21 protein-coding genes, 2 tRNA genes and 1 pseudogene are annotated in these 24,896 nt (G+C 61.9%); 12 read left to right on the forward strand and 12 right to left on the reverse strand.

The window, feature by feature from the left end; translation table 11 throughout:
• Window positions 1-101: 101 nt before the first annotated feature.
• The 3 genes from ACN2C8_RS03575 to ACN2C8_RS03585 all read right to left on the reverse strand — a co-directional run bounded on the left by ACN2C8_RS03575 (window position 102) and on the right by ACN2C8_RS03585 (window position 3,640).
• Window positions 102-1,568, reverse strand: coding sequence for a sulfotransferase (locus ACN2C8_RS03575; RefSeq protein WP_419254457.1), 1,467 nt, complete (start codon window positions 1,566-1,568; stop codon window positions 102-104).
• Between the two features lie 81 nt (window positions 1,569-1,649).
• Complete coding sequence (gene sppA, locus ACN2C8_RS03580) at window positions 1,650-3,434, reverse strand: signal peptide peptidase SppA (protein ID WP_419254458.1); 1,785 nt, start codon at window positions 3,432-3,434, stop codon at window positions 1,650-1,652.
• A 129-nt stretch (window positions 3,435-3,563) separates the two neighbouring features.
• A tRNA-Pro gene (locus ACN2C8_RS03585) sits at window positions 3,564-3,640 on the reverse strand.
• A 151-nt stretch (window positions 3,641-3,791) separates the two neighbouring features.
• Here ACN2C8_RS03585 and ACN2C8_RS03590 point away from each other — a divergent pair.
• Window positions 3,792-3,865 (forward strand) — tRNA-Gln (locus ACN2C8_RS03590).
• A gap of 15 nt (window positions 3,866-3,880) precedes the next feature.
• Here the strand turns inward: ACN2C8_RS03590 and ACN2C8_RS03595 are convergent.
• The 3 genes from ACN2C8_RS03595 to ACN2C8_RS03605 form a co-directional block, all read right to left on the reverse strand.
• Window positions 3,881-5,020: a tyrosine-type recombinase/integrase gene (locus ACN2C8_RS03595; RefSeq protein ID WP_419254459.1), complete on the reverse strand. Its 1,140-nt coding sequence runs from the start codon at window positions 5,018-5,020 to the stop codon at window positions 3,881-3,883.
• A gap of 16 nt (window positions 5,021-5,036) precedes the next feature.
• Window positions 5,037-5,294: a helix-turn-helix domain-containing protein gene (locus tag ACN2C8_RS03600; protein WP_419254460.1), complete on the reverse strand. Its 258-nt coding sequence runs from the start codon at window positions 5,292-5,294 to the stop codon at window positions 5,037-5,039.
• A 259-nt stretch (window positions 5,295-5,553) separates the two neighbouring features.
• Window positions 5,554-6,117 (reverse strand): LexA family transcriptional regulator, encoded by a 564-nt coding sequence (locus tag ACN2C8_RS03605; protein ID WP_419254461.1) that lies wholly within the window; start codon window positions 6,115-6,117, stop codon window positions 5,554-5,556.
• Between the two features lie 327 nt (window positions 6,118-6,444).
• Between ACN2C8_RS03605 and ACN2C8_RS03610 the strand changes: the two genes are divergently transcribed.
• From ACN2C8_RS03610 to ACN2C8_RS03660, 11 genes are all read left to right on the forward strand, one after another.
• Complete coding sequence (locus ACN2C8_RS03610; protein WP_419254462.1) at window positions 6,445-8,034, forward strand: DNA primase family protein; 1,590 nt, start codon at window positions 6,445-6,447, stop codon at window positions 8,032-8,034.
• 346 nt (window positions 8,035-8,380) lie between these two features.
• Entirely contained in the window at window positions 8,381-8,977 is a 597-nt protein-coding gene (locus ACN2C8_RS03615; RefSeq protein WP_419254463.1) for a hypothetical protein, read from the forward strand.
• A 346-nt stretch (window positions 8,978-9,323) separates the two neighbouring features.
• Window positions 9,324-9,983 (forward strand): alpha/beta hydrolase, encoded by a 660-nt coding sequence (locus ACN2C8_RS03620; RefSeq protein ID WP_419254464.1) that lies wholly within the window; start codon window positions 9,324-9,326, stop codon window positions 9,981-9,983.
• A gap of 13 nt (window positions 9,984-9,996) precedes the next feature.
• Window positions 9,997-10,446, forward strand: a complete 450-nt coding sequence (locus tag ACN2C8_RS03625; protein WP_419254465.1) for a GNAT family N-acetyltransferase — start codon at window positions 9,997-9,999, stop codon at window positions 10,444-10,446.
• A 229-nt stretch (window positions 10,447-10,675) separates the two neighbouring features.
• Window positions 10,676-11,710 carry an alpha/beta fold hydrolase gene (locus ACN2C8_RS03630; protein WP_419254466.1) on the forward strand — a complete coding sequence of 345 codons (1,035 nt, stop codon included), beginning with the start codon at window positions 10,676-10,678 and terminating at the stop codon, window positions 11,708-11,710.
• Window positions 11,707-13,143 carry an amidase family protein gene (locus ACN2C8_RS03635; RefSeq protein ID WP_419254467.1) on the forward strand — a complete coding sequence of 479 codons (1,437 nt, stop codon included), beginning with the start codon at window positions 11,707-11,709 and terminating at the stop codon, window positions 13,141-13,143. Before ACN2C8_RS03630 ends, ACN2C8_RS03635 begins: the two co-directional genes overlap by 4 nt.
• Before the next feature lie 302 nt (window positions 13,144-13,445).
• Window positions 13,446-13,562, forward strand: a complete 117-nt coding sequence (locus ACN2C8_RS03640; protein WP_419254468.1) for a Com family DNA-binding transcriptional regulator — start codon at window positions 13,446-13,448, stop codon at window positions 13,560-13,562.
• Window positions 13,563-13,596: 34 nt separating this feature from the next.
• On the forward strand, window positions 13,597-14,289 hold the full coding sequence (locus ACN2C8_RS03645; protein WP_419254469.1) for a hypothetical protein: 693 nt from the start codon (window positions 13,597-13,599) through the stop codon (window positions 14,287-14,289).
• A gap of 734 nt (window positions 14,290-15,023) precedes the next feature.
• A complete protein-coding gene (locus tag ACN2C8_RS03650; RefSeq protein ID WP_419254470.1) occupies window positions 15,024-15,638 on the forward strand; it encodes a sugar transferase in 615 nt (204 codons plus the stop codon).
• Window positions 15,639-15,814: 176 nt separating this feature from the next.
• Entirely contained in the window at window positions 15,815-17,122 is a 1,308-nt protein-coding gene (locus ACN2C8_RS03655; protein WP_419254471.1) for a UDP-glucose dehydrogenase family protein, read from the forward strand.
• A 52-nt stretch (window positions 17,123-17,174) separates the two neighbouring features.
• A complete protein-coding gene (locus ACN2C8_RS03660; RefSeq protein WP_419254472.1) occupies window positions 17,175-18,320 on the forward strand; it encodes a glycosyltransferase family 4 protein in 1,146 nt (381 codons plus the stop codon).
• 29 nt (window positions 18,321-18,349) lie between these two features.
• Here ACN2C8_RS03660 and ACN2C8_RS03665 read toward each other — a convergent pair.
• The 6 genes and pseudogenes from ACN2C8_RS03665 to ACN2C8_RS03690 all read right to left on the reverse strand — a co-directional run.
• Window positions 18,350-18,493, reverse strand: a pseudogene (locus ACN2C8_RS03665) (DapH/DapD/GlmU-related protein); the annotation flags it as partial.
• A gap of 389 nt (window positions 18,494-18,882) precedes the next feature.
• Window positions 18,883-20,133: a hypothetical protein gene (locus ACN2C8_RS03670; RefSeq protein ID WP_419254473.1), complete on the reverse strand. Its 1,251-nt coding sequence runs from the start codon at window positions 20,131-20,133 to the stop codon at window positions 18,883-18,885.
• Complete coding sequence (locus ACN2C8_RS03675; protein WP_419254474.1) at window positions 20,130-21,134, reverse strand: glycosyltransferase family 4 protein; 1,005 nt, start codon at window positions 21,132-21,134, stop codon at window positions 20,130-20,132. Before ACN2C8_RS03675 ends, ACN2C8_RS03670 begins: the two co-directional genes overlap by 4 nt.
• Window positions 21,135-21,387: 253 nt before the next feature.
• Window positions 21,388-22,305, reverse strand: a complete 918-nt coding sequence (locus ACN2C8_RS03680; protein ID WP_419254475.1) for an O-antigen ligase family protein — start codon at window positions 22,303-22,305, stop codon at window positions 21,388-21,390.
• A gap of 612 nt (window positions 22,306-22,917) precedes the next feature.
• Entirely contained in the window at window positions 22,918-23,940 is a 1,023-nt protein-coding gene (locus tag ACN2C8_RS03685; protein ID WP_419254476.1) for a glycosyltransferase, read from the reverse strand.
• Window positions 23,941-24,006: 66 nt separating this feature from the next.
• Window positions 24,007-24,888 (reverse strand): hypothetical protein, encoded by an 882-nt coding sequence (locus ACN2C8_RS03690; RefSeq protein WP_419254477.1) that lies wholly within the window; start codon window positions 24,886-24,888, stop codon window positions 24,007-24,009.
• Between the last annotated feature and the right edge of the window lie 8 nt (window positions 24,889-24,896).

Here is a 24,896-nt window from a genome sequence, read left to right on the forward strand (position 1 = left end):
AGGCCGCAAGGCCTGCCCTTTTTCTTTGGCCGTGTGGTCGAGACAAACAAAAAGGGCGGAGACCCAGGTCTCCGCCCTTTGTCTTGCGCGATGTCGCGGGATCAGGTCGACGGGGCGCCATAGGCCTCGAAGAACGGCTGCAGGTGCTGCTCATACCGTCGCCAGGCGCCGATGCCACGGACATTGAGCGGCTGGCGCACCTGGCTGGCGCTGGAGGTCGTCACGGCCCGCTGCGTCAGGTGGAAGTCGCGGACGCCCGACTGGAAGGGCAGGCCGCAGTGCTCGAGGATCCGGGCGATCCAGGTCTCGGGATCGCTGACCAGCTCCTCGTAGGGCACCGTGAGGATCGCGTCCGGGAACTGCTGCGTCCAGTGGGCGTGCAGGCGATCTTCGTCGGCGAAGTGGGCGCCGATGTCGGCCATAGACCAGCTCCAGTTCAGGCCGCTGGCGAAGTGGCTCTTGAAGCAGGAGAGGGCGCTGTCGGCCGGGTCGCGTCGCAGCCAGACGAACTTCGCCGTCGGCAGCACATGATGGATCAGACCGACCATGCGGGTGTGATTCAGGGTCTTGTCGACAATCCGGCCCTCGGGACCGAAGCGCTCGTCCAGCAGATGCAGATACACCCTGCCAAACAGCGTCCAGACATTCTCGCTCCCTGGGAAGAAGGCCAGTCGCGAGACGTCGGATGGGGCATAGCCGCCCAGGGCCATGGTTGCAGCCCGAAACAGGTTCAGCTCGGCCCCGTCGTTGACGCCGCTATGGCTGGCGAGGATCTGCTCGACCAGGGTCGTGCCCGAGCGCGGCAGGCCCAGCACGAAGATCGGCCGATCACTGTCTGCCGCGCTGGGCGGCAGCTGGGCCAGGCTCTCGCGGGTGAAGCCGGCAATCACCTGATCGACGAAATCACGCGAGGCGGCGAGGTCGGGCGGGTTCAACCCGCGCGCCCCGCGCGCGCCGGTTTCGAAGGCCGCGAAGGCGGCATCAACTTCACCGGCGTCGTCCAAGGCCTTGCCGAGGGCATAGTAGAGGCTGCTGGGCGTCGCCGTTCCAGTCTGCACGATCAGGGCCTGCAGTGCGGCGATGTCGGCGTCGCCGGGCGTGAAACGCTTGAGGTCGGCGATGGCCATCCAGGCCGCGCCGGCCAGGGCGGGGTGCGGGGCCAGGGCCAGGGCTGCGCGCAGGTCGGACAGGGCGGCCTCGCTTTGGCCCAGCTGGGCCTGGCAGGTGCCTAGCAGCAGTCGGAGCCCCGCGTCGTTCGGAGCATTGGGCAGGAAGGCCTTGGTAGCTTTGACCGCGCCCTCGATCCGGCCGCATTCGGCCAGCAGGGCACCGTATTCCAGCCGGCGATCGACATCATAGGGCTTGAGCGCGACATAGCGCCGGCTGGCCGCCTGGGCGACGGAAACCTCGCCCAGGGTCGCGGCCAACCGCGCCACCGCGCCCCAATCGTCGCCCAGGGCGGCGTCCTCGGCATTGAGCCGGGCCAGCAGGCCCGCCGCATAGTCACGATCCCGCGCCTTGAAGGCGCGCACGGCCTCGGCCAGGAGGTCTGAGGCGCTCGGGGTCATATCAGGCAATCCGGAAACATGGGCGTGAGTGGCGAGAGCCGCGGACGGCGACGAAACGCGCCGTCCGTCCGCGATCAGGGTCTACTGGATCGGCGTGTCGGCCAGCACGCTCGCCCCGCCTGGCGCTGCGCGCAGTCGGGCGGTGGCCATCTCGTCGAGAATGGCCTGGGAGCGCGGGTCGCCCAGGATCCAGGCCGAGGCCGCCAGGGTCCTCATCGAGGTCGCGCTGATGCCCAGGGCGTGTTCGATGGCCTCGAACGGCGACTGGCCGCCGTCCATGCGCTTGAGGCGCACCTCGCCGGTCAGATTGGCCAGGCTCTTGGCCTTGTCGACCGCCTGATAGAAGCCGCCCAACTCGTCGACCAGGCCCAGTTGCTTGGCCTGCTCGCCGGTCCAGACCCGGCCCTTGGCAAGCTCGCGCACGCGCTCTGGCGGCAGTTTGCGGCCCTCGGCGACGCGGGTGATGAAGCTGGCATAGATGCGGTCCATCCAGCCGGCGAACTTGGCGCGCTGGTCGTTGGTGAAGCCGTCACCCGCACCGAAGGCGCCGGCATAGTCGCCGCCCACATGCACCTGGCGAGTGTCGACGCCAAAGCGTGACAACGCCTCGCCAATGGCGAACTTGCCGCCATAGACGCCGATCGAGCCGGTCAGGGTGGTGGGCTCGGCGATGATCGACGAGGCCCCGCTGCTGATCCAGTAGCCGCCCGAGGCGGCATAGGTGCCCATGCTGACCACCACCGGCTTTCCGGCGGCCTTGGCGGCCTTAACGGCAGCCAGGATCTGTTCCGACGCGGTGTCGGAGCCGCCGGGCGAGGAGACGCGGAAGACGATGGCCTTGACGTCCTTATCGGCGGCGGCGTCGTACAGCGCCTTGGCCACGTCGTCGGAATAGACGGTGGAGTCGCCGCCGAACGGCGAAGCCGAGCCGCTGGTTCCGGTGACGATCGGCCCCTCGGCGCCGATCACGGCGATGGCGGGCCCGGTCTTGGACGCCGGCCGCTTGGAGCGTGTGGCGTAGTCGTCGAAATCGATCAGCTTGGCGCCCTTGCCGGCGCGCGACAGGGCCAGGGTCTGGACATCATTGACCTGGCCGACCCGGTCGATCAGGCCCTTGGCCTGGGCTTCCTGGGCGCTGTAGGGCCCGGCCTCGAGGTCACGGATCAGCACGGCGGGGTTCTTCATGCGGTCGGCGGCGGCCGTGGTCAGGGCGGTGCGATAGACCGAACCCATCCACGACAGCGACGACTCGCGGTGGGCCGGTGTGTAGTCGGTATAAAGGTAGGGATTGACCGCGTTCTTGTACTCGTAGCGCTGCTCATAATCGGCCTTGACGCCGTACTTGTCGAAGAAGCGCTTGAAGAACATCGCCTCGCTGGCCACGCCCACGGCCTGGAACGAGCTGTCGGGCTGCATCCAGAACTCGCTGGACGCCGCGCCCAGCATGTAGGTCGAGGTTACCATGCCCGACGGATAGAGCCCCTGGCTGTGGGCGTAGATCGGCTTCTTGCCGACCGAGCGGAAGTGCTTGAAGGCCAGGCGCAGTTCGTCAGCGGCAGCCGGCGCCATGCCGCCCTCGGGCAGGCGCACCAGCAGGGCCTTGACCTTGTCGTCGCCCTCGGCGCGCCGCAGGGTCTCGATCACCGACATGACGGAGTTTCCGCCGCCGCCGAACGCCGCGAAGGGGTTCTGGGCTGCCTGGTCGGTCAGGCCGCTGCGCAGGTCCAGATGCAGCACCGAATGGGCGGGAACCGGCGCCGGACGCGCGGCGCCGGCGGCCATCACGATCAACAGGAAGGGGACGCCGACCACGAACAACACCAGGCCGACGAACACGCCGGCCACAGTCAGGAAGAACTGCTTCATCGAAGATCCCGTCACCAATTCAGCTGCACGCTAACGGCTGTCGCGCCGCCGTACAAATGAACACCGTGCAACGCGGGCGCGGCGAGCGAGAATCTGTTGGAAAAAACGGGATTTATAAACGGGAGAAGATGGTCGGAGTGGCAGGATTTGAACCTGCGACCCCTGCGTCCCGAACGCAGTGCTCTACCAGACTGAGCCACACTCCGACTTGGAGGGCGGCTTATAGAGGCGCGACCGCCCCCTCGCAAGGGTCAATTGTGGCGCCCGAAAAAGAAGTTGAAAGCGCCGTTGCATCCATCCGACTCCTGCGCTATCTCCACCGCCTCGCCGATCCCTACGGGGTTTCGCCGTTCCTGCTGGGGAATGGTGTAATGGTAACACAGCGGTTTTTGGTACCGTCGTTCTAGGTTCGAGTCCTAGTTCCCCAGCCACACAATTTCAATGACTTAGCCCATCCCCTCGGGGGGCTCGCAGGCCGTTTTTACACCGGCTTTTACACTTGCCGCCCTGGCTTGGTTCTCGCGCATCCTTCGGACGATGGCCAAACCGATCGCCTGGCCGCTGATATAGCGGCGCCGGATCTCTCCGACCGCGTCCGGTTTCCAACCCAGGATGGTGGCGATGTCCTCGTCTTCCAGGCCGCCATGGACCATGAAATTGGTCGCGGCCGTGCCGCGCATGTCGTGGATGCGCAGGTGTTGAATGCCGGTGACGGCGTCTGGGCCGCGCTCCGCCTGGGCGTCCGCCAGCGCCTTTCTCTTGACGCCCTGGATCGCCCCCTCGACCCCGGGCTGGGACCACGGCCGGCCATGGGAAGAGTTCAGCACCGTGACCACCTCGTAGCGGGGCAGGGCGTCCAGTATGGCCCGCAGCGGGTCGGTTATCGGGATCACGACCGTGCGTTTGCGATTGGACTTCCCGGTCTGGAAGACGATCGCGTCTGGCCCCACCTCGTTCCAGCTCAGCCTGCGCAGGTCGCCCAGTCTCAGGCCTGTGTGAATCGCCACCTGCACCAGGTTGGCGAAGCTGGGGTGCGCGTACTTGAAGAGGATTTCCAGATGGTGGGGCTCCCAGATCAGCTCTGAGCGATCCGGGGGCGTATAGAGACCGGTGACGTCGGCGATCGGGTTGTGCGAGATTTCGCCGCGATCCACCGCCCAGAGGATGACCTTCGACAGGGCGCCCAGCAATTGATCGGCCGTCTTGGGCGTGGCTGAGCGTTTGTCGCGCCATTTGATCAGAAACAGGCGCGCCCGCTTGCTCTCAAGCGCCTTAATTTCCAGGGTGCCCAGGTCCTCTCTGACCTTGTCCAGGTAGCCGCGCATATCTTGCTTGGTACGCGCCGCGCCGGGCATGGCCTGCAGGGCGATCAGGTAGCGGGTGATCAGGCCATGCAGGGTGACGGCGTCGCCGGTGCGGCAGGAAAGGTTCTTGAAGGCCAGGATGGCGTCCGGCGCCGCCTCGGCGACGAGGCGGGCCAGTTCATCTTCACTGCGTGCCTTGACCCTCAGAATGGGCGGCCCGCCGCGCCACGCATACCAGTATTCTATAACTGACGTTCTCGAGTGCGCGGTGATCCGGTGCACGCCGGGAAGCAACTTTTTAGGGAGCAAGGAACCGGTCAAGGGCGGCCTCCGGGTCTTCTGGGCCTCCGACGCCGTTGACCGCCCTCTGGGCTGGCGTGTTCAGGCCGCCGATCCCGTCAAGGTGGGCGTCCAGGGCGTACCGGTCGTACCGCCTGAACATGCCAACCTTGACGATCCCCCAGGCATGGCGAACCAGGGTGGCCTTGGGGATGTTGAGATAGGCCGCAGCCTCTTCGGCAGTCAGCAAGCGGGGCTGAAGAGCAGGGGTACCCATGATCAGCCCTCCACCAAGGCGTGGAAACGGGCGACCTTGTCTGCTGAAATCTGGGCTGATGACCCGGCCGGTGTCGATTGGGATGGGGGTGACAGGAAAGGCATTCTTCGCGCTCCTTTCGATGCATCATGTCGCGATGACCGAGATTGAAGCCGAAAAGAAGCGCGGAAATCGCAACACGTCAAGGTTGGATCGAATCGCGTCAAGCGTGATCTGGCAGGGCGGGGTGCTGGGGGGGCGCAGCTCTGGGTGCGTCCGCTCAGCGACGATAGGCGACGGCGTGCAGCGCCCGGACCTGGAGGGCGGGAATCCTGATCTCTTCGTCGGGATTGAAGTGCCGCAGGAAGATCAGGCCCTCCTTCTGGCCGACAAATTGTTTGATCAGGCCCGATCCATCCTTCAATTCCACCAGGCAATCGCCGTTGCGGGCCGGGGGTATGCCCTTGGCGACAATGACGATCTCGCCGGAAAACAGCCGGGGGGCCATGTCGTCGCTAGGCAGGCGTACTGCGATGGTCTCGCCCCGGGTCAGGCCGCCAGGCAGCTCTATCCGTTCCATGGCTTGGTCGGCCGATAACGAAAACCTGTCAGGACCGCCGGACGTAGGGACGCCAAACACCGGAACCTGTTGTGTGGCTGAGCCGGCGCCCTGGTCGACATCGCCAAAAAAGGCCCGGATCTGCTGGGCTTCATCGAAGTCCAGGTTGCGTTGGCCCTTGAGCAGGCGACTGACGGAGTCCTTGCTCTTGCCGATGGCGCGGGCGAGGGCGAGCTGCGTCTGGCCGGCCTGTTGCAGGCGTGCGCGTATTTCGGGCGGCTTCATGCACCCATCATCGCGCAAACCGCGATGCTCAGCTATTGCGTTTTATCGCGAACTAATGGCGATATTTATCGCGGTAATTGCGATAACCGCGATTGCCACAATGGGCTCGCCATGACCGCCCCTGCAACGACACCTGCGGACCGTATCATTCGCCGTTTCGGCGTGGATGCGCTCGCCCGATGGACTGGCCGCCACCGTGGCCGGGTTCACGCCTGGACAGGATCCACCCAAAGGGGCGGCGCCGGGGGTGCGATCCCGCTTCGCGTGCGGCGAGCGATCGTCGACGGGGAGTGGGCGGCATGAGGCGGGCGATATGAGGAGAGCTGCATGACCGCCGAAGCCTTTGCTTTTGACGCCGCGCCCTCGATTGAGGAACTGGCCCGGTTTGATCTGAACGACGACGGCAACGCCATGCGGCTAATCCGCATGACCGGCGGCCGGATCGGCGACGACGGGGTGGTGGACGTTTCCACCTCGCGCGTCCTCTATCTGCGTCGACGGGGCTGGATCGTCTTCAACGGTCAGTTCTGGGATCTGGAAACCGGTGAGGCGCGGGCGCGGCGACATGCGGTTCAGGTTGCCCGGTCGATGCACGCCCAGATGGAGATCAGGGTGGCGGCCCTGGCCGACAAGCTTTCGGCCAAGGCCATTCAGGCGATCCATGATTTCGGAACGTCGACGGGTAACAGCGCGCGGCTGAGCAGCATGCTGAAGGTTGCCGCCGCCTATCTTGACGTCGACATGGACGCTTTCGACCGCGACCCCTTGGCGCTGAACTGCCGCAACGGGGTCTTGCGGTTTCGGCATGGCCCGGACGGTCCGGTGGCGGCCTTCACCGATGGCCATGAACCCGGGGACCGGTTCACGCGCATGGTAGACGCGTCCTATGATCCGGTTGCGACGGCGGCCCTGTTTCGACAGGTGCTGGAAACCTCGCTGCCCAACCGCGAAGACCGTCACTACCTGCACAAGGCCCTGGGCTATTGCGCCACGGGCAGCACGGCCGAGCAGAAGTTCTTCGTGTTTCAGGGCAAGGGCGGCGACGGGAAAAGCACCGTCGTCAACGCCGTCCGCAGCGCCCTGGGCACCTATGCCACGGTGGTGGGGATCGAAACCTTCCTGGACACCGGCACCAAGCGCGGCTCGGACGCCAGTCCCGATATTGCGGCCCTGGCCGGCGACACGCGCATGTTGTGCGCCGGGGAGCCGCCCGGCGGCTCAAAGCTGGCGACGGGGGCGATCAAGCAGTTCACCGGCGGCGGCAAGATGAAGGCCCGGGAACTGCGCGAAGGCCTGTTCGAATTCTCGCCCCTGGGCAAGCCGATCATAGAATGTAACCGGCGGCCGCAGATCAACGACACCGACAACGGCATCTGGCGACGGCTGAAGATCATTCCGTTCATGGTGCAGATCCCCGAAGACCGGATCGACGGCCACCTGCCCAAAAAGCTGGAACGCGAACTGGACGGCATCCTGGCCTGGATCGTCGAGGGCGTGCTGGCCTGGATGGATGAGGGCCTGGGGGACATCGAGTCTGTTCGCGAGTCCTTGGAAGACTACCGCAAGGGGTCCAACCCCTTCACCCAGTGGCTGGAAGACCGGGTGGTCATGGACCGCGAGGCCCGGGTCAGGGCCTCGCTGCTGTACCGCGACTACAAGGATTGGATGGAGGCGCAGGGCCATGACAGGCCTATGAGCCAGAAGGCTTTCGGGATGACCCTGGGCGACCTGCAGATCGTGCTGGGACCCAAGGATGGCGCTGGCCTGGTGACCCGGCGCGGCGCACGCCTGAAAGGCGCGTTCGAGCCCCCGCCAGGACCCGCTCACCGGTCGCGCGGGGTCGATCCGCCCTTGGGCGTTGGCGGCCTTGAGGGGGAAGACCCGTTCCTGGACGACGGCACGCGGTGGCCGCAATGACCCGGGCCAGGGCTGATCACGGGCAGACCTCCGATCGGCGGCGGGGTTTTAGGGCTCGCATGCAGCGCGGCGGGCTAGCAGGTGTCCGTTTCTCCGTCGATCGGCCGTGGTCTAAGTCACTGATTTTTATGAGCAGGCGGACAATGCGGACAATACGGGCAATGGGATGGGGTTGCCTCTCATAAGGCGCGGGCGCGCAGGCGGAGGGGCGCGGGTGCGCAGGTGTGTGTCCGTACGTCAGGGGTGTGTGTGTTTGTGGTGTGTCGTGTTTGGGGTGTGCCTGTTTGGGTGGGTGTTTGTTGTGACTAGCAAAGCCAAGAAGAAAAAAAACAAAAGAGCTGTGCAGATGAGGGCCAGGCCTGCCGCCTCTGCGTGCGCCCGGCCGGTGGACCTGGTGCTCGTCCAGACCAAGGCGGCCGAGGTGGCTGTGGCGGCGGGGCTGAAGGAAACGGTGCGCCTGGAAGCGCGCCGCACCGGGCAGCGGCTGGCGCCTGTGCCCAAGCAAGGCCCGCTTCGGCTGAAGACCCGCGACGGGTTGATGTCCCTGCATGCTTCCGGATCGTTGAGCGACGGGGAAGTGGAAGCCGGTCTGGCCTACCGCCTGTGCGTCGAGCATGCCGGGGCAGGGCTGCGGTCTGCCCTTGCCACCTGCGAAGGCGGCGGCCGGTCACATGGCGGGTTTGGCCCGCGCGACAAGGCCGCGCTGATGCGGGCCTATCTGATGGCTAGGCTGGACCAGATGGAACGGGCCGTGAATGCGGCGGCGCAGGATGGTCGCGAGCTGCTGGCCCTGCGCCTGATCGCCGGCGATGGCCGCACCCTGACGTCGATCACGGCGGCGGGGAACGCCAAGCTGGCCTATCTTGCCGCCCTGCGCCGCGCCCTGGCGGCTGTGGCCTCGGTTCTGCGGGTCAAAAGGGGACTTGCGCACAGGGACGGTTAAGTCCATAAACAACCTGCGCTTGAAGTTGCGCCTTCCACCCGCCCGGTCTTTCGATCGCGGCGGGTTTTCCATGCCTGGTCGTCGGCTTAGCCCCCAGCGGGTCCCTTCCCGGGGGGAGCCCCCCTATGCGGTAGGGCTGAGCGCGGGGTCGCGGTAGTTCGGGCCGCCAAATCATTTTGAAGTCGGTGAACTTATGGCCTTGCTTGTGAAGCTGGTGGGCTCTCGCCGCGCCCTGCGGTCGAATGCGATCCTGGGACCCGCCCGGTCAAGTCTTGGCGCGCGACGCAGCCGTGCCCGCGCGGATACAGTGAGCAACCCACCCGAATCGATGCCAGCAGGAACCGCCATGACCCAGATCCCCATGCTTGACGGTCCCAGCGCGTCGCCGATCTCGGGCGGCCCGGCCAAGTCCCTGGTGATCTTCCTGCATGGCTACGGATCGAATGGCGCGGACCTGATCGACCTGGCGCCCTATTGGGCCAGGGCCTTGCCCGACACGCTGTTCCTCTCGCCCGACGCGCCTCAGCCTTGCGACGGCGCTCCCTATGGTCGGCAATGGTGGCCCCTGACCAGCCTGACGCCTGCGGCGCGCGCGGCGGGCGTCCGCGTCTCGGCCCCGGCCCTGAACGGCTATATCGACGCCCAGCTCGCCGCCTACGGCCTCAGCGAAGACAGGCTGGCCTTGGTCGGATTCAGCCAGGGCACGATGATGGCGCTGCATGTCGGACCACGCCGGGCCAAGGCCCTGGCCGGCGTCATCGGCTTCTCCGGCATGCTGGCTGACCCAGATGCCCTGGCCGCTGAAGTCGTGACCAAGCCGCCCATTCTGCTCGTCCACGGCGACCGCGACGACGTCCTGCCCGTCGAAGCGCTGCATCAGGCCCAGCTCCAGTTCAAAGGCCTGGACTTCGACGTCGCAGCCCATGTTTCGCCAGGTCTTGGCCACAGCATCGATGAACCCGGCCTCCAGCTGGGCGCGCGCTTCCTGATCAATCGCCTCGCCTGAGGGGCAAGCCGCCATGTCGAGCCGCTATGGCCTGTCCATTCGAGCCGCCGACACTGGCGACGTGGACGGATTGGCCGAACTGCTCAAGACAGCAGGTCCGACCCTTGCCCGGGACAAACTGGCCCTGCGTCTGAAGGCCATTCAGGACCAGCCCGGCGTGCTGCTGATCGCCGACGAATGGGGCCCGCCGTCGGGCGTCATCGCGGTGCACTGGCATTCGGTTCTCACCGCCGACCTGAAGGTAGGCTGGATCTCTACGCTGCTGGTCGATCCTGACCGGCGTCGAAACGGGGTCGCGCGCCTGCTTCTCAAGGCCGCTTCCCAGGCCGCCCGCTCTGCAGGGTGCGGCGAGCTTGTGCTGAACCCGCCGATTGGGCCTGGGGACCTGCGCACATTCTGTCTGGCCACGGGTTTCGTCGAAAGCGGTGAGGTTTTCACCCGCGCCCTGAGAAAGCGCAGCTGAGCGGCATCTCCGGACATTGCCCCCGCGCCTAGATCCGGGCCGCCGCCATCAGAAATCTGATCTGACAGCGCCCTTTCAACAGTTCGTAGCGCCGCTTTTCGTTGAAACTCCAGCTCAAGCAGGTCTGTCTGACGCCCTTCAGGCGGCAGATGCTAGGCTGCAGCTTGCGGCTTGACCGATCGCGATCTTCAAGGCGCGCAGGGTCCGGGCCATTTGGGGCGAACACGCGATGGCGAACTACGAGATTTTCGAGGCCGGAGACGTGGTTTTGCAGTCCGGCGCAGTGCTATCCGCGACGCAGGTCGCCTTCCGCACCCATGGCCGCCTGAACGCCGCCCGCGACAACGCCATCGTCTATCCGACCCACTATGCCGGCACCCATGACAGCAATGCCTGGGCGATCGGACCGGGCATGGCGTTGGATCCAGAAGTCTATTTCATCATCGTCCCCAACATGCTGGGCAACGGCCTGTCGTCATCGCCCAGCAACACCGTGGCGCCGTACGATGGCCCTCGTTTTCCGACGGTCACGGTGCGCGACAATGTCAGTCTGCAACACCGGCTGGTCACGGAACAGTTTGGCCTCGAAACCCTGGCCCTGGTCACAGGCCACTCGATGGGCGCGCAGCAAACCTTTCAATGGGGCGCGCTGTTCCCTGACATGGTGCAACGGATCGCGCCCTTCTGCGGATCGGCGCGTACGTCACGGCACAACTGGTTGTTCCTCGAAGGCTGCAAGTCTGCCCTGCTCGCCGACGCCGCCTTCGCGGGCGGCGACTATGCCGCCGCGCCCACCGCCGGTATCCGCGCCTTTGCGCGGGTCTATGCCGGCTGGGCCTGGTCGCAGACCTTCTTCCGACAGCAGTTGGATCGCGAGCGTCTGGGTCAGTCGTCCCTGGAGGACTTCCTGACCCAGGCCTGGGAGCCGTCGTTTCAGGCCCATGACGCCAACAACCTGTTGGCGATGCTGGCGACCTGGCAAGCGGCCGACATCAGCGACGATCCCCGCTTCGATGGCGATTTTCTCAAGGCGCTGGCCGCGATCACCGCCAAGGCCATTGTCATGCCCTGCCGCACGGATCTTTATTTCCCGCCCGAGGACAGCGAGATCGAGGTCGCGCAGATGCCCGACGCGGAATTGCGCATCATCCCCTCAGTTTGGGGCCATATGGCCGGCGGCGGCATCAATCCCGAGGATGCCATGTTCATCAATGCCGCGCTCAAGGATCTATTGGCGCGGGACCCTCAACGGAACGCGACATGATCGAACTCTCAGCCTGCGACGCCGTCGCCGCCATGCGGGCGGGGGATATCACCGCCGAGGCCTATGCCGAGGCCCTTTTGGCGCAATGCGCGGCCGGCCGCGACCTCAACGCCTTCATCACCTTGGAGCCGGAGACGGTGCGCGAAGCGGCCCGCGCGGCCGACCGCCTGCGTGCGGCCAGCGGATCTCTGGGTCTGCTGCACGGCCTGCCGATCCCGATCAAGGACAGCATCAACACCTGTGACCTGCGTACTACGGCCGGGACGCGGGCGCTGTCCAACTTCCATCCGGCGACCGACGCCACCGCCGTGGCGAAACTGCGCGCTGCCGGCGCCAGTGTGTTGGGCAAGACCAATCTGCACGAACTGTCGTTCGGCTGGACCAGCAACAATCAGGCCTTCGGGGCCGTGCGCAATCCATATGATCCAAGTCGCATACCCGGCGGCAGCAGCGGCGGGACGGCTGCAGCCGTGGCGGCCCGGATGGCGCCGCTGGGTGTGGCGGAAGATACCCAAGGCTCGATCCGCGTGCCTGCCGCCCTTTGCGGGGTTTGCGGGTTTCGGCCGACCACGGGCCGCTACCCCAATGACGGGACGGCGCCGATCACGCCGCTGTTCGACCAGATCGGTCCGCACGCCCGCACGGTCGAAGACCTGGCGCTGTTCGACGCCGTGATGACCGGCGATCAGCGGCCGGTGGCGCCGGCGGACCTGCGCGGTCTGCGGCTGGGCATCGCCCGTGGCTTCTATTTCTCGGGCCTCGACCCCGAGGTCGAACAACAGATGGAGGCGGTGATGGACCGCCTGCGCGAGGCCGGCGTCGTACTGGTGGAGGCCGATATTCCTGACCTTGCGGGACTGGTCGCCCAGGTCACAGCGCCGATCCAGGTCCACGACGCCGCCGCGTCCTGGATCGCCTATCTGGAGGCCTGCGGCGCGCCCGTGAGCCTCGCCGAGTTGGTCGAGTCCGTCAGCCCTGACGTGAAGGCGGTGTTCGAGCGATTTGTGATGCCGGGCGCACCCTTGACGGTGCCGGAGGCTGCCTATGCCGCTGCCCGCGATGTCCACCGTCCGGCCCTGCAAAGGCTGTTCGCCGACTACTTCGCGCAACAGGGCGTCGCCGCCATGCTGTTTCCCGCCACCATGACGCCGGCCACCCTGATCGGTGAGGACGAGACGGTGATGATCGGCGGCGCCGCAATCTCCTTCCAGACCGCTATCGCCCGCAATATCAGCCCGGGCAGCACCGTGGGCCTGCCCGGGCTGGTCCTGCCGACCGGCCTGACCCGCGATACCGGTCTCCCGCTGGCGCTGGAACTTGACGGTCCTGCCGGCGGCGATCGCGACCTGCTCAGCCTCGGTCTCGCCATCCGCGCCCTGTTGCCGCCGATGCCGACGCCCGACCTGGCCGTGCGACCAACAGGCCTGGCCTGAGGATTAACGAAAGGCGCCAGTGGCGGCTGCAGTCGCCCTGGCCAACAGGATGGCGCGGATCGCCTGGGCCTTGGTGGCTGGGCAGAAGCGCTATGGCTTGCCCGAGATGACTTGAACGGCCGCCCGCCCAGGGCGGGATCGGCACGCGGATAGTTGCCACGCACCGCCGCCGATCGCCGCCGATCGTGGACGGCCCATCCGCCCCAGCCATCGGGCGATGGCTTCAAGGCGTGGCGAGGAGCCTGCCGGAAATGAAAAGGTCCTGTAGCGCCCCTGATGCTCGCCGTGCGAGCCGGGTGGAGATGAAGCCGTTGCGGTGTCGATCCTGCGGCCGGCTTCTTGCCCGGCAGGCGGTTGATGCGTCCGGTGAAATCGAAGTGGCCTGCCCGAGATGCAAGGCCGTCAATCAGTTTGGCTGAGCGCCCCTGAGCGCCCTTGAAACGGCTTGCAGCTATGGCGGCGGATTACCTGCTTGATGACCAGGCGGTGCTGTTTGGCGCGCGTCGTTCCAACGGCTTTGGCACCGCCCAATTCCAGGTTCGCGAAATACAGCGGGACCAAGCCAACGCGCTGATCCGTCGCCACCACTACAGCCACACGATCGTCGCCAATAGCTATGTCCACCTTGGGGTGATCATCGAGGGCGAACTTTTGGGGGTGCTGCAATTTGGCTATGCGATGAACCCGTCGTCCGGGGGCGCGGTGGTTGAGGGCACGGCCAATGACGAGTACCTTGAACTCAATCGCATGTGGCTTGATGACTTCGCGCCGCGCCTGAGCGAGAGTCGGGCGATTGCCTATGCGGTTCGCTATATTCGCCGCGCCTGGCCGTCGGTCAAATGGCTGCAATCCTTTGCCGATGAGCGTTGCGGTCTGAACGGCGCGGTCTATCAGGCCTGCAATTTCGTGTTTGTCGGCGAACACCTTTCGACCTTTTGGGAAGTCGACGGTGCGTTTTTCCACAATGTGATCATGACGGCCAAGGGCCGGGGCAGGGGTGAGCGGGGCGCCTGGCTTCGCACCAATGCCGATCGCGCGATCCGGCATGAGCTGCGGCAATTTCGCTATCTGTTCTTCATGGCCCCTCGTTTCCGCCGAGGCCTGAAGCTCGCCGTCCAGCCCTATCCCAAGGCGACCCGTCCATAGGACGATCCCGCGACCAGCGGGTGCGAGCCGGGTGTAACCCCCGGGGGTCGCTCCAGACTTCGGTGGCGTGTGAGGGTGTGTGAACGCGGTGCGCGCTGTTGCGCCAGGCGTGGCCGTGGGCGGCGCGGGGTCGTGTCCCACCGCGTGGTGTAGCTGAGACGACAGGGTCGTCCCGATCGATGGCCTAGCGGATCGGTCAGGCGGCCCCGAGGGGCAGGTTGACGAGGGGATCATCGCTCAAAGGCACGACGCTTTCCACCGCCTTGCCGCTCACTCGCTACGGCGCCCATTGAGGGGCGCGCTTCGCGAGCGGCAAGGCTTCCGCCCAGCTACATCACGTCCGGGGACACGACCTTGGGCATATCAGCGAACCGCTGAAAAACGAGCCCGCCTGAAGTCCTGATAGGGCAATGTAGTGAGCCAGTGGGTTCGCACAATCAGTCAAGCTCACTGCCGGACAATCAGCGTAGCCGTGACGCCAATTATAAAGCAGCAAACGGCGACTTCGTTCTGTGCGCGTACTTTCTCGGCTTGCTCAGTGATTGTGCGTCGGAATTGGGAATATGTCTCGGAACGAGGGCAGCCCTAAGAAACATTGGTTAATGGCGTGCTCAGAGGTTGTGTCTCTCAATTCGACTTAGTAAAGGCTTTCTTAACTTGGGCTGCGGTCCGGCAAGAGCGCTTGGTGGGGATCGATGCTCGTAGCAACTGGCCTGCCTTCCGAGACGTCTAGCGTGGACGACAAGCTGCCGCGCGTCGTGATCGATCCATATAAGCGCGCGCTCGACATTCTTGTCGCTGGCTCAGCGTTGTTGTTTTTTGCGCCAGTGCTAGTGCTCGTGGGCATTCTCATAAAGCTGGAATCTCGCGGTCCGGTGCTCTTTCGTCAGGCGCGGGGCGGCCTGTACGGTGAGGCGTTCACCATCTTCAAGTTCCGATCCATGCGGTGCGCGGAGAATGGCGGCAGAGTCGTGCAAGCTTCGCGAGACGATCACCGCGTCACGAAGATTGGCCGTTTCATCCGCAAGACCAGCGTTGATGAACTTCCCCAACTTCTGAATGTACTGATGGGCGACATGTCCATCGTGGGGCCACGGCCTCATGCCCTGGCCCATGATGTCGAATATGGCGCTGTCATTGCGCGCTACAGCCTGCGTTTCCGCGCCAAGCCGGGGCTGACCGGGCTCGCTCAAATCAGGGGATTGCGCGGTGGCACCGACGGGGTTCAAGCGATGGCCGCCCGGGTCGAGGCTGACATCGAGTATGTCGAGGGTTGGACATTCGGCTCAGATGTCCGGATTCTGCTGCTGACGCTTCCGCATCTCTTACTTGCTGAGAATGCCTACTAACCGCCCAGCTGTCGGGCTAGGTAATGTAAGTCTACCAAGCGGCCGAAGAGCCCGTAGAGACACCGCGTTAGGGCTCAGTGGTTGTTTAAGTCCTGTCGGCGCAGCTTGGCGCGGCGGAGAATCGTTTTGAAACTTTTTGTCTTGCACCTGTTGGGCGAGAATTCAGTGGGGGATTTATGCGCGTAGCGATGATTGGCACGGGCTATGTGGGCCTGGTGTCGGGGGCATGCTTTGCTGATTTCGGTCACGTGGTGACCTGCATCGACAAGGATCCGAGCAAGATCGAGCGGCTGGAGAAGGGCGAGATCCCAATCTTTGAGCCGGGGCTTGATGATCTTGTCGCCCGCAATGTTCGCGAAGGCCGGCTGTTCTTCACGCTGGAAGGCGCCGACGCGATCAAGAACGCCGACGCGGTGTTCATCGCCGTGGGCACGCCCACCCGTCGCGGCGACGGTCACGCCGACCTGTCCTATGTCTACGCCGCCGCCGAGGAGATCGCCGGCCTGATCGACGGCTTCACGGTCATCGTCACCAAGTCGACCGTGCCGGTCGGTACTGGCGACGAGGTCGAGGCGATCATCAAGCGGGTTCGCCCGGACGCCCAGTTCGCCGTGGTCTCCAACCCCGAGTTCCTGCGCGAAGGCGCGGCCATCGAGGACTTCAAGCGACCCGACCGCGTGGTGGTCGGCACCGAAGACGAGCGCGCCCAGGCGGTGATGCGCGAGCTCTACCGCCCGCTGTCGCTGAACGAGACGCCGATCGTCTTCACCGGCCGCCGCACCAGCGAGCTGATCAAGTATGCCGCCAACGCCTTCCTGGCCATGAAGATCACCTTCATCAACGAGATGGCCGACCTGTGCGAAAAGGTCGGGGCCGACGTTCAGCAGGTGGCCAAGGGTATCGGCCTGGACAAGCGCATCGGCGGCAAGTTCCTCAATGCCGGACCCGGCTATGGCGGCTCATGCTTTCCCAAGGACACCATCGCCCTGGTCCGCACGGCCCAGCAATACGGCGCGCCGGTCAAGCTGATCGAGACCACGGTGGCCGTGAACGACGCCCGCAAGAAGGCCATGGCCACCAAGGTCGCCGACGCCATCGGCCTGTCCGATCTGACCGGCAAGACGATCGGCGTGCTGGGCGTGACCTTCAAGCCCAACACCGACGACATGCGCGACGCGCCCAGCCTCGACATCCTGCCGGCCCTGCAGGCCATGGGCGCCAGGGTGCAGGCCTATGACCCCGAAGGCGCCAAGGAAGCGGCCCACATGCTGCCCGGCGTCGCGTTCAAGACCGGCGCCTACGAGGCCGCCGAAGGCGCCGACGCCCTGGTGATCCTGACCGAGTGGGACCAGTTCCGGGCTCTGGATCTGGACCGCCTGAAGCTGCTGATGAACAGCCCCGTCGTCGTCGACCTGCGCAATGTCTACAAGCCCAGCGATATGGTGCGCCACGGCTTCACCTACGCGTCGATAGGTCGAGAATAACCAACCTCTCAGCTATGCCGTTCAGCGAAACCTTTCAATATCGGATTATACAATGCATTTGACGTCGGGAGGCTGCCATGCGTTGAAGGTTGGGATCCTGGATCCATTGGGCCGTCACGGCGGACTTCACTATTATACCGATGGTCTCGCTACAGGTTTAAGTGAATCTGGCATCGAAACCTGCGTCTATATCTTGGACGTGACGGGCGAAGGCGAGGATAAAGCTTATCGTTCCAAAGTGGCGTTCGGCGGAATATATGGTGGCGATCCGGCCTGGCTCCGGGGGTTGCGATTTGCAAAAGGGCTACTCAGGGCATTCTGGGATGCGCGCGCGAACCAAATAGATATTATACATATTCACTGCTTCCACTATGATATTCGCGAAATCCTAACTGCCGTTTTGACGATCCTGTTCGGTATGAAGCTCGTAGTGACGCTTCACGATATCGATAGCTTTGGGCACAGTGACGGTCGACTGGGGCGCTGGAGCATCACGCGAATAGCTCGTGGCCTTATTGTCCATAATCAATTCTCCCTGCGTGCAATTCGGTCTGGAGCAAAGCTCTCCGCGCCCGTGGCGGTCATTCCGCACGGGCACTACGTAGATGCCTATCCTGCTCCGCCTGAACGGGGAGCCGCGCGTGAAGCTCTGGGGCTCCAGGGAGACGCCTTCCTGGCATTATTCTTTGGCAATCCACGGGCTGAAAAGGGCCTCGACCTGCTGACGGATGCCTTGATAGCCCGCCCGGATCTTCCGATCGTACTGGTCGTGGCTGGAAAGATGAGGCCAGAGAAAGTTTCTGAACTTCAGGCGCTGGGGACCGGCTTGCTGCGCGGCCGGCTGCACGTTAATGGTAAGCATATATCCGATGAAGATGCCGAGGCTTACTATAGGGCCAGCAATTTGGTCGTTGTTCCTTACCGGCGAATTTACGAGAGCGGCGTGACAATCATGGCTCAAAGCTTTGCGCGTGCGATACTCTGCAGTGACCTGCCGCCGCTGATCGCCTCCGTTGGCGACACTGGTCGAGTTTTTAGGGCCGGTGACAGTGAAAGCCTCTCAGACGCTCTAAGCCTTGCCTATGACGATGCCGACAACCTTGATGACCTTGGCCAGCGTGGGCAGGAAAAGGCGCGTGAAGAGCGCAACTGGCGTGATATAGGAAATGCTACGGCTAAATTTTACGCCAGCCTCTAGCCACGAGTGGCCTAATCGCTGGAGGCGAGCTCACGTATTGGCTTCGCGGGCACGCCCCCATAGAGGCTGTTTGCAGGTACGTTTTTTGTAACCACAGCGCCCGCGGCTACGATAGCTCCCTCGCCGATGTTCACGCCGGGTAAGATCGTTACGTTCGCTCCGATCCACGCCCCTTTTCCAACTACGATCGGTGCGGATACGGCGGCCCCGGCGCGACATTCAGCCGGGCCGACCTGGTGGGCGCTGGTGACGAAAACGCAGCGCATTCCAATGCGGACGTTCTCAGCGAGAGAAATCCAGTCCGACGCATCGAAGAAGCAGTCATAGTTTATAAAGACGCCCCTTGCTATGCGAATTCTCCTTGAACTAATAAAGCAACGGGGGGATATGTGGGATCTTTCTACCTTGCATCCCAGCGCCAATAACAAAAGCCATCGGCCAACCGAAGGTATTAGCGCCGAAGATGCTATTCCATTGAAGAATAGATCTCTAAAAAACTGCCGCCAAGTCTGCAAAGCGATTTTCAACATAATACGAATTATTCACAATTAATCATTGTTGGCTACCAGCCGGCCAGCAAAAGTGATGCTGCCGTCGCGAGCGTGGAAAGCGAGGCAACCGCAAGTAGCCTGTGCCTGAGTGCGCAGCCACACACAAATGTCGTTACGCATTGCGAGATCATATAGGCAGCGAAATATCCTGACGCGCTCGGCCTTGCGGTGAGCATGAAGGCGACACATGTCGCCAACACCAGATCTGCCAGCGCCTTGATCATCACCAATTTTGCGAGGCGACGCGCATTGACCTCTCGCATCACAAGTGGCGACGCAACTAGACAAGCTAGCCATGAGATCAATACAAACCCGTGACCGGCGGTCTCTAGATGCAGCACCCGGGCTAGGAACATCGCGGCCGCGCCGCAAGCCGTAGCAGCGATCATAAAAATGGTCGGGAAGAGGCCGTTACTTTCACTGCGCAAAAGCCAATTATAGCGCACCAGCAGGATGGAGTTGACGCCCAAACTGACCAGCGCAGTGCCTATGCGGGCACAGATGAAGAGTGTCGTTGTCGAGCCCGCCGGCAACTGGGCTGTCGCGGTGATGAAGAAGGTGGGTAGTACAGTGCTTGTCACAACGCCTATAACGAGGGCAGCGGCATGAAGAAGTTGGTTGCGCATGGACTCCGAAACAACTGCTTCCTCCGCGCCCACCGTCTCCAGTTCCGCAGGCGGGCGGTGCCTGATGAGCAATAATAAAGCCCCGCTCAGTATGGCCCAAGTCAACGCGGGCGCGACGCTGCCCAAGGCGGAGGTTCGCAGAAACAGCGCGCTGATCGCCGCAGCGATGGTCAATCCACTGTTGGGAGCGATCGTAATCGCGGCCAAAAGCAGTGGTCGTCCCTGGCAGGCCTCCCTCACGGCGGTCGTCCCGGCCAAGGCTAGGAAGGCTCCGCCGAGACCGAAGCTCGACATGATGGTTATGATTTGCCACGGTAGGAGTCTGTTTTCCTCAGACCCGCGGAAGATTAACGCTGTAGCGACGACAGCAAGAACAAGCGAAAAGAGCGCAGAGCCGCGTCCAAATAAATTCCAGTGGCTGAAATGCGGTCGTCCTATCGCCATGGAATAAATCACGCCCAGAACGATTCCAGAGAAAGCTCCATTCCCTGCCTGTATAGCTACAGAATAAACGTCAGAAACCTCAAATCCTAGAAACGGCAGTATGAATAGGCCAGTGGCGGAAATAGCCTGGGATGCAAGCGTTGCTACTAGAACGGGGCCAAATTTACTGAAGAGATCCGTGGGGATTTTCATGAACGATCCCAAAGCCACTCACTTGCGAGCAAGCGATTGTCTTGGTCTGGTAGTTCAGACTTGATTTCGGCCGCCGTTCTTCTTGCCACCAATGCCTTTAGTATTGCGGACGCTAGCTGCTGCTTGGGCGCATGAGGCGGAACGACTTGATGGCCGTGATCCAATAGCCAGGGCGCTATCCCCGTCTCGGAGCTGGCGACGATCTCACAGCCGTGGGAGAGGGCTTCAAGAATAGGCAGACCAATCTGTTCCTTCCATCGAGAGGAAGGTTGCGAGTAAAGCACCAGAACATGCGCGGTACTCAAATGAGTGTGGATTTCAGCTCTGCTCGGATCGACGTCTATCGTAGATGTCGGGCTAATTGATTGCCAAAGTAGGAGTTGCTCCAGAAGCGGTCCTTTCCCAACTATTTTAAGTCTGGAGGACGGGTTTTTTTCCAAAACCAAGGGCCAGGCATCAAGAAGTCGGGTAATGCCCTTCCTTGGTTCGAACGACCCTAGGAAAATTACCTCATTGGGATTTTTGCTCTGCACACACTCGCGGCAAGCACTGTCGAGCGCCGGAAATTCTCGAACGGCCATCCGACGCGGCATCCGACCGATTGCTCTTTCGTACGTTTTCCGGGCGTCTGGTGTGCCAAAGGCTATACGGTCGTACTGGCCGGTCAGGATTGTGCAGAACATCCGCGCTACGAATTCAGAGATGAATTTCGGAAGGTGAGTGTAGCTAGATACGGCGGGGGCCAAGTCGCTGTTATTTATCGCATAGCTAACGATAGATGTCCGCGAACGGCGTAGGGCATCGCATAATCGAATTACGAAAATGTATAGCAGCAAGCTCGGCCAAGCAGACAAAAGCATCGGCTCATTCAACTCTACAGTATCGTAACGTTGTTTCAAAAGAAGCTTCGCTACTCCAATTCTCGAAAGCTGAATGACATTTGATTGAGCTGCTAAGGCTTCGTCAAAATCGTAAGCGCGGGACCGATAGACAAGGATCATATCTAACGTTGAGGCTAGTCTCTCTACGTGCGTCGTTCGGGCCTGTTCGTATATCTGAAGTGTGGTCACGCTCTGCCTCGATCGTGGATCTTCAACTTGGAACTCTTCTTGTCACCACCGCCTCCGAGCGGCAACCGCTGCCCCCGCCAGTGGCAACGAGCACCGATAAGCGGTCGAAATAGTAACAGGTGCTACAATGCATCCACTTCGCGACGAGCATTTTGCGTGTAGCGGAACCAATCTAGTCACGAGCCTATTTAGTGTTGACGCGATTTGCTATCGCCCTTGAGCCAGATATCATCGCGATGGAAATGAAAAATAACGAATAGTTGTCAGTAATTGACACGATCGAAAACGTCATCGCGAGCGCAAGTACCCCTGCACCGATAGCTGCATCAATTAGGAGGCCATTTCGCCCGGACACATTTATGAGTGCGGCGGCAATTATGCTTCCCCAAGTTGTCACTAGAAAGAAAAGGCCCACCCAGCCGCTATCAAGGATGCTCGACAGATAGGTTGAGTCAATTGTCGCCGCCCCGTTTGGACCACGGAAGCCACCAGCATGAAATGGAGAGCGCCCATCTCCATATCCAACAACTGGGCTAAAGGCGGCTTCAGCTAAGCCACTCTGGACCATCTCGTTACGCCATCTGGTGCTTTCGGCTTCAGCTGAGTTTCGACCCGCAATGAGCCTGCCAACCAACGTGTCACTGTCACTAGCGATCGCCGATCCTAAAAGTACGATAGAGGCCAAGCCTGCAATGATCGCGATTGACTGCGCGCCGGTGCGCCTGACGGCTGCGAGCACGGCAAATGCTATAGCTGAAACGCCGACACCGAGTAGTCCCGCTCTGGATCCTGTGGACAAAACAGCGATTGGCAGGGCGATCAAACAGGCAAGCGAAAATAGCCGGATGATCCGGCTATTTTCGCGAAGGGCCGACCAGATCAACAGTGGCGTCGCCCAAGCTAAGTACTGTCCGTATACGATGGGGTGATAAAAGACGGATTGAGTACGGATGCTGGAGCCACGCAGGCGAATTTCACGGGTCGAAAATTGGTCTGATACGAAATTGAATCCAAATATCTGTGGAAATGTTTTCCTTGTTGCTAATTCAGCCAGTCCCAATAGCATTACTATGGCCGTTGAAATCACAACCACTCTTACCATGCTGGGCAAACCACCCCCCATGCTTGCCACTATTAGGCAGGAAATCAGTATTGGATATAGATATATTAATTCGCGCGACACGGTCGTGAGAGAGTAGGTTGCTTCTTCTCCCAATATTGCCGTCAGATATCGCCATGATGTCCACATGAGAAGTATGGAAAGTATCCAAGATACATTTCGTACAGAATGACCCATTAGCCGACGGATTGGGTCGGAAGACAGTAAAATAGAGGGGAGCGCAACCCATGATACGAGAGATATGAGTGTGAATGGTGTGGCCTTCAACGGGCCACCAAGCGCGAAGAATCCATACCTTGGCCAAGCAATAGAGAAAAGCACTAATGCCCACATCCACAGTAAAGCGGAATCGTATCGCCCAGGAGCGAGCGTAACCTTTGGTCCGAAAATCGGGTCGCTAGATGCGGGTGGGCGTGAAGTTAACAACTCGGTAGTCCCAAATGTGACCATAGATCTTGCCGTATATTTTATATGGCGCGAGCTGTCACCCAATGGATCGGCTTGGGGTGGCCGTTTCAACGTAGCGCAACCGCAAAAATGGCGCTGGCAACTAAGTTCATCAGTTTTCGACGAAGCGCGACCCACCTCACGGTTTCAGCCCCCAGCGATTGGGCCAATACGGCTTCGACCTGAAACGAAGTCCGCGATGGCCATGGCCATGATGGCGAGCGCGGCCGCGTCGCGTACAGTGGCGTAGCGAGCGGCCACGAATAATAAACGCGACATGATCAGTGGCAGGTAGATCGGTCTATGTCGGAGCGAGAAACGCAGCGTATTCACGGTCAAGTAATATAGAGATGTATTGCTGGGACGGGCGCCTCCATCACTTCCAATGCTGCCGCCTTCCTTGTGGAAAACTATCGAATCCCTCGACCATCCGAGATTCATTTTACCCTTGGCCCGTACTGCCCAATCGATTTCCTCAAAATAGAGGAAGTAGTTCTCTTGCATGAAGCCTATCTGTTCCACGAAGCGGCGTGAGACGAGCATTGAAGCTCCCACGATATAGGTCAAACGCGCCTCGACCCAATCCCTGCTCGGAAGGCTATCCGCGCTTTCGTCGCGGAGAATTTCCTTTCCACGCCCGAGGGCTAGATTGTACGCAACGCCCAAAGCCTGCAGCTTCTTTGGAGAATGGTAGAGGCACAAGGTGGACCCTATGAGGTCCGCTTTGGGGGGCAACCCTGCTCGCTCGACCAGATGGGTTAGGGCATCGGCCTTAACGATGGTGTCGCTGTTAAGCAGCCAGGCGTACCTCATCGCCGGATCCGTCAGCGCCAACCTCAAGCCAGCATTGTTCGCCGCAGCGAAGCCCGCGTTCCGACCCATTTCCAACCAAGTAAGAGTGCCCTTGGCCGGTCGCCATTCTGGTCGGGCTAGACGTATGGGCCAAGGAGGAAGCCGTCGCTCTTCATCCTGAGAGCTCCAAGCCTGCGGACTGCGATCGACCGAAATATTCCCCGCCGACCAATCCTGAACGCGTTGGAAAGAGCCGTCGGTCGAGCCATTGTCACACACTAGGATGGCGTAATTTTCGAAGTCCAGTCGTAGAAGAGACTCGAGGCATTCAATAAGGTCTCTCCACCCATTCCAGTTTACGAGTATAATATATACCACATTGATGTCCTGGGGTGACGTGAACCTGCAATGAAGCCCCGAATCTGTAGTGCCTGATGGGCTTCTCTAAGAAGCCTGCGTGGAGTCCTTGGCCCAGTACTTATCTACCAAGCCCTTCGTGTTGCGAATGTTGGCCCGTCCGGAAGCGCCGAAGACGATCGATTCGATATTGGGCTGTGCGCACACCCATTCGATCGCTTCGTCTGCAGGAAGAGCGCCGGATGCAAAGACTGACATGGCGATCGCCCGGAACCTACGATTTTCAAGGGCGTCGATGTAGCTCTCTTGCCCACCGCTTACGCGGAAGCCGATCTTATTGATATTCGAGCAGACGATCGGATTCTCGATCCCAACCGAATCCAGAGCGTCCAGCAGGCGCGGCATGTTCATAGTAATAAAGCCAGGTTCGGCGTCGTAGCGCTTGCGCACATGGTCGGCGAATATGCGGAACGCGTCATTGGCGCCCAAGCCGAGGATGAGGTCCACGACAACGTTCTGGAGGAAGATGACCGGCGTCTTCAGCCCGCGAAACATCTTCATTTCCGCGTCGATCAGCAGGGTGGCCACTCCCTCAACGTCCTTGGTGGCCAACGAGACGCCACCGCGCAGCACGGCGTTGAACAGACCTTCGTCCGGCAGGAATTTCTTGACCGCGCCGATCATGCCCTCTTCCGTGACCGCGTTGGCATACTTATGCGCGTAGGGCATGCACGGATAGAAAACGAAGTCGCTATAACGGTCCGGATTGCTTCGAACCCGCTCCGCAACCTCGGCGATCCGGTCGTGCGTCGTGCACATGAACGTGCGGACGCCTTCGTCATAAGCAGCGTCCAGCACCTCCATGATCGCGTCAAGATTCTGGAAACGCATGGCTTGGGCCCGCGCCTTTTCTTCGGACATGTGATTAACGCCGAAGAACTGATTGTCGCCGAAAAGTAGCTTGTCCATCGGATGTC

The sequence above is a fragment of the Caulobacter sp. ErkDOM-C genome, from assembly GCF_048541825.1.
Lineage (GTDB): Bacteria > Pseudomonadota > Alphaproteobacteria > Caulobacterales > Caulobacteraceae > Caulobacter.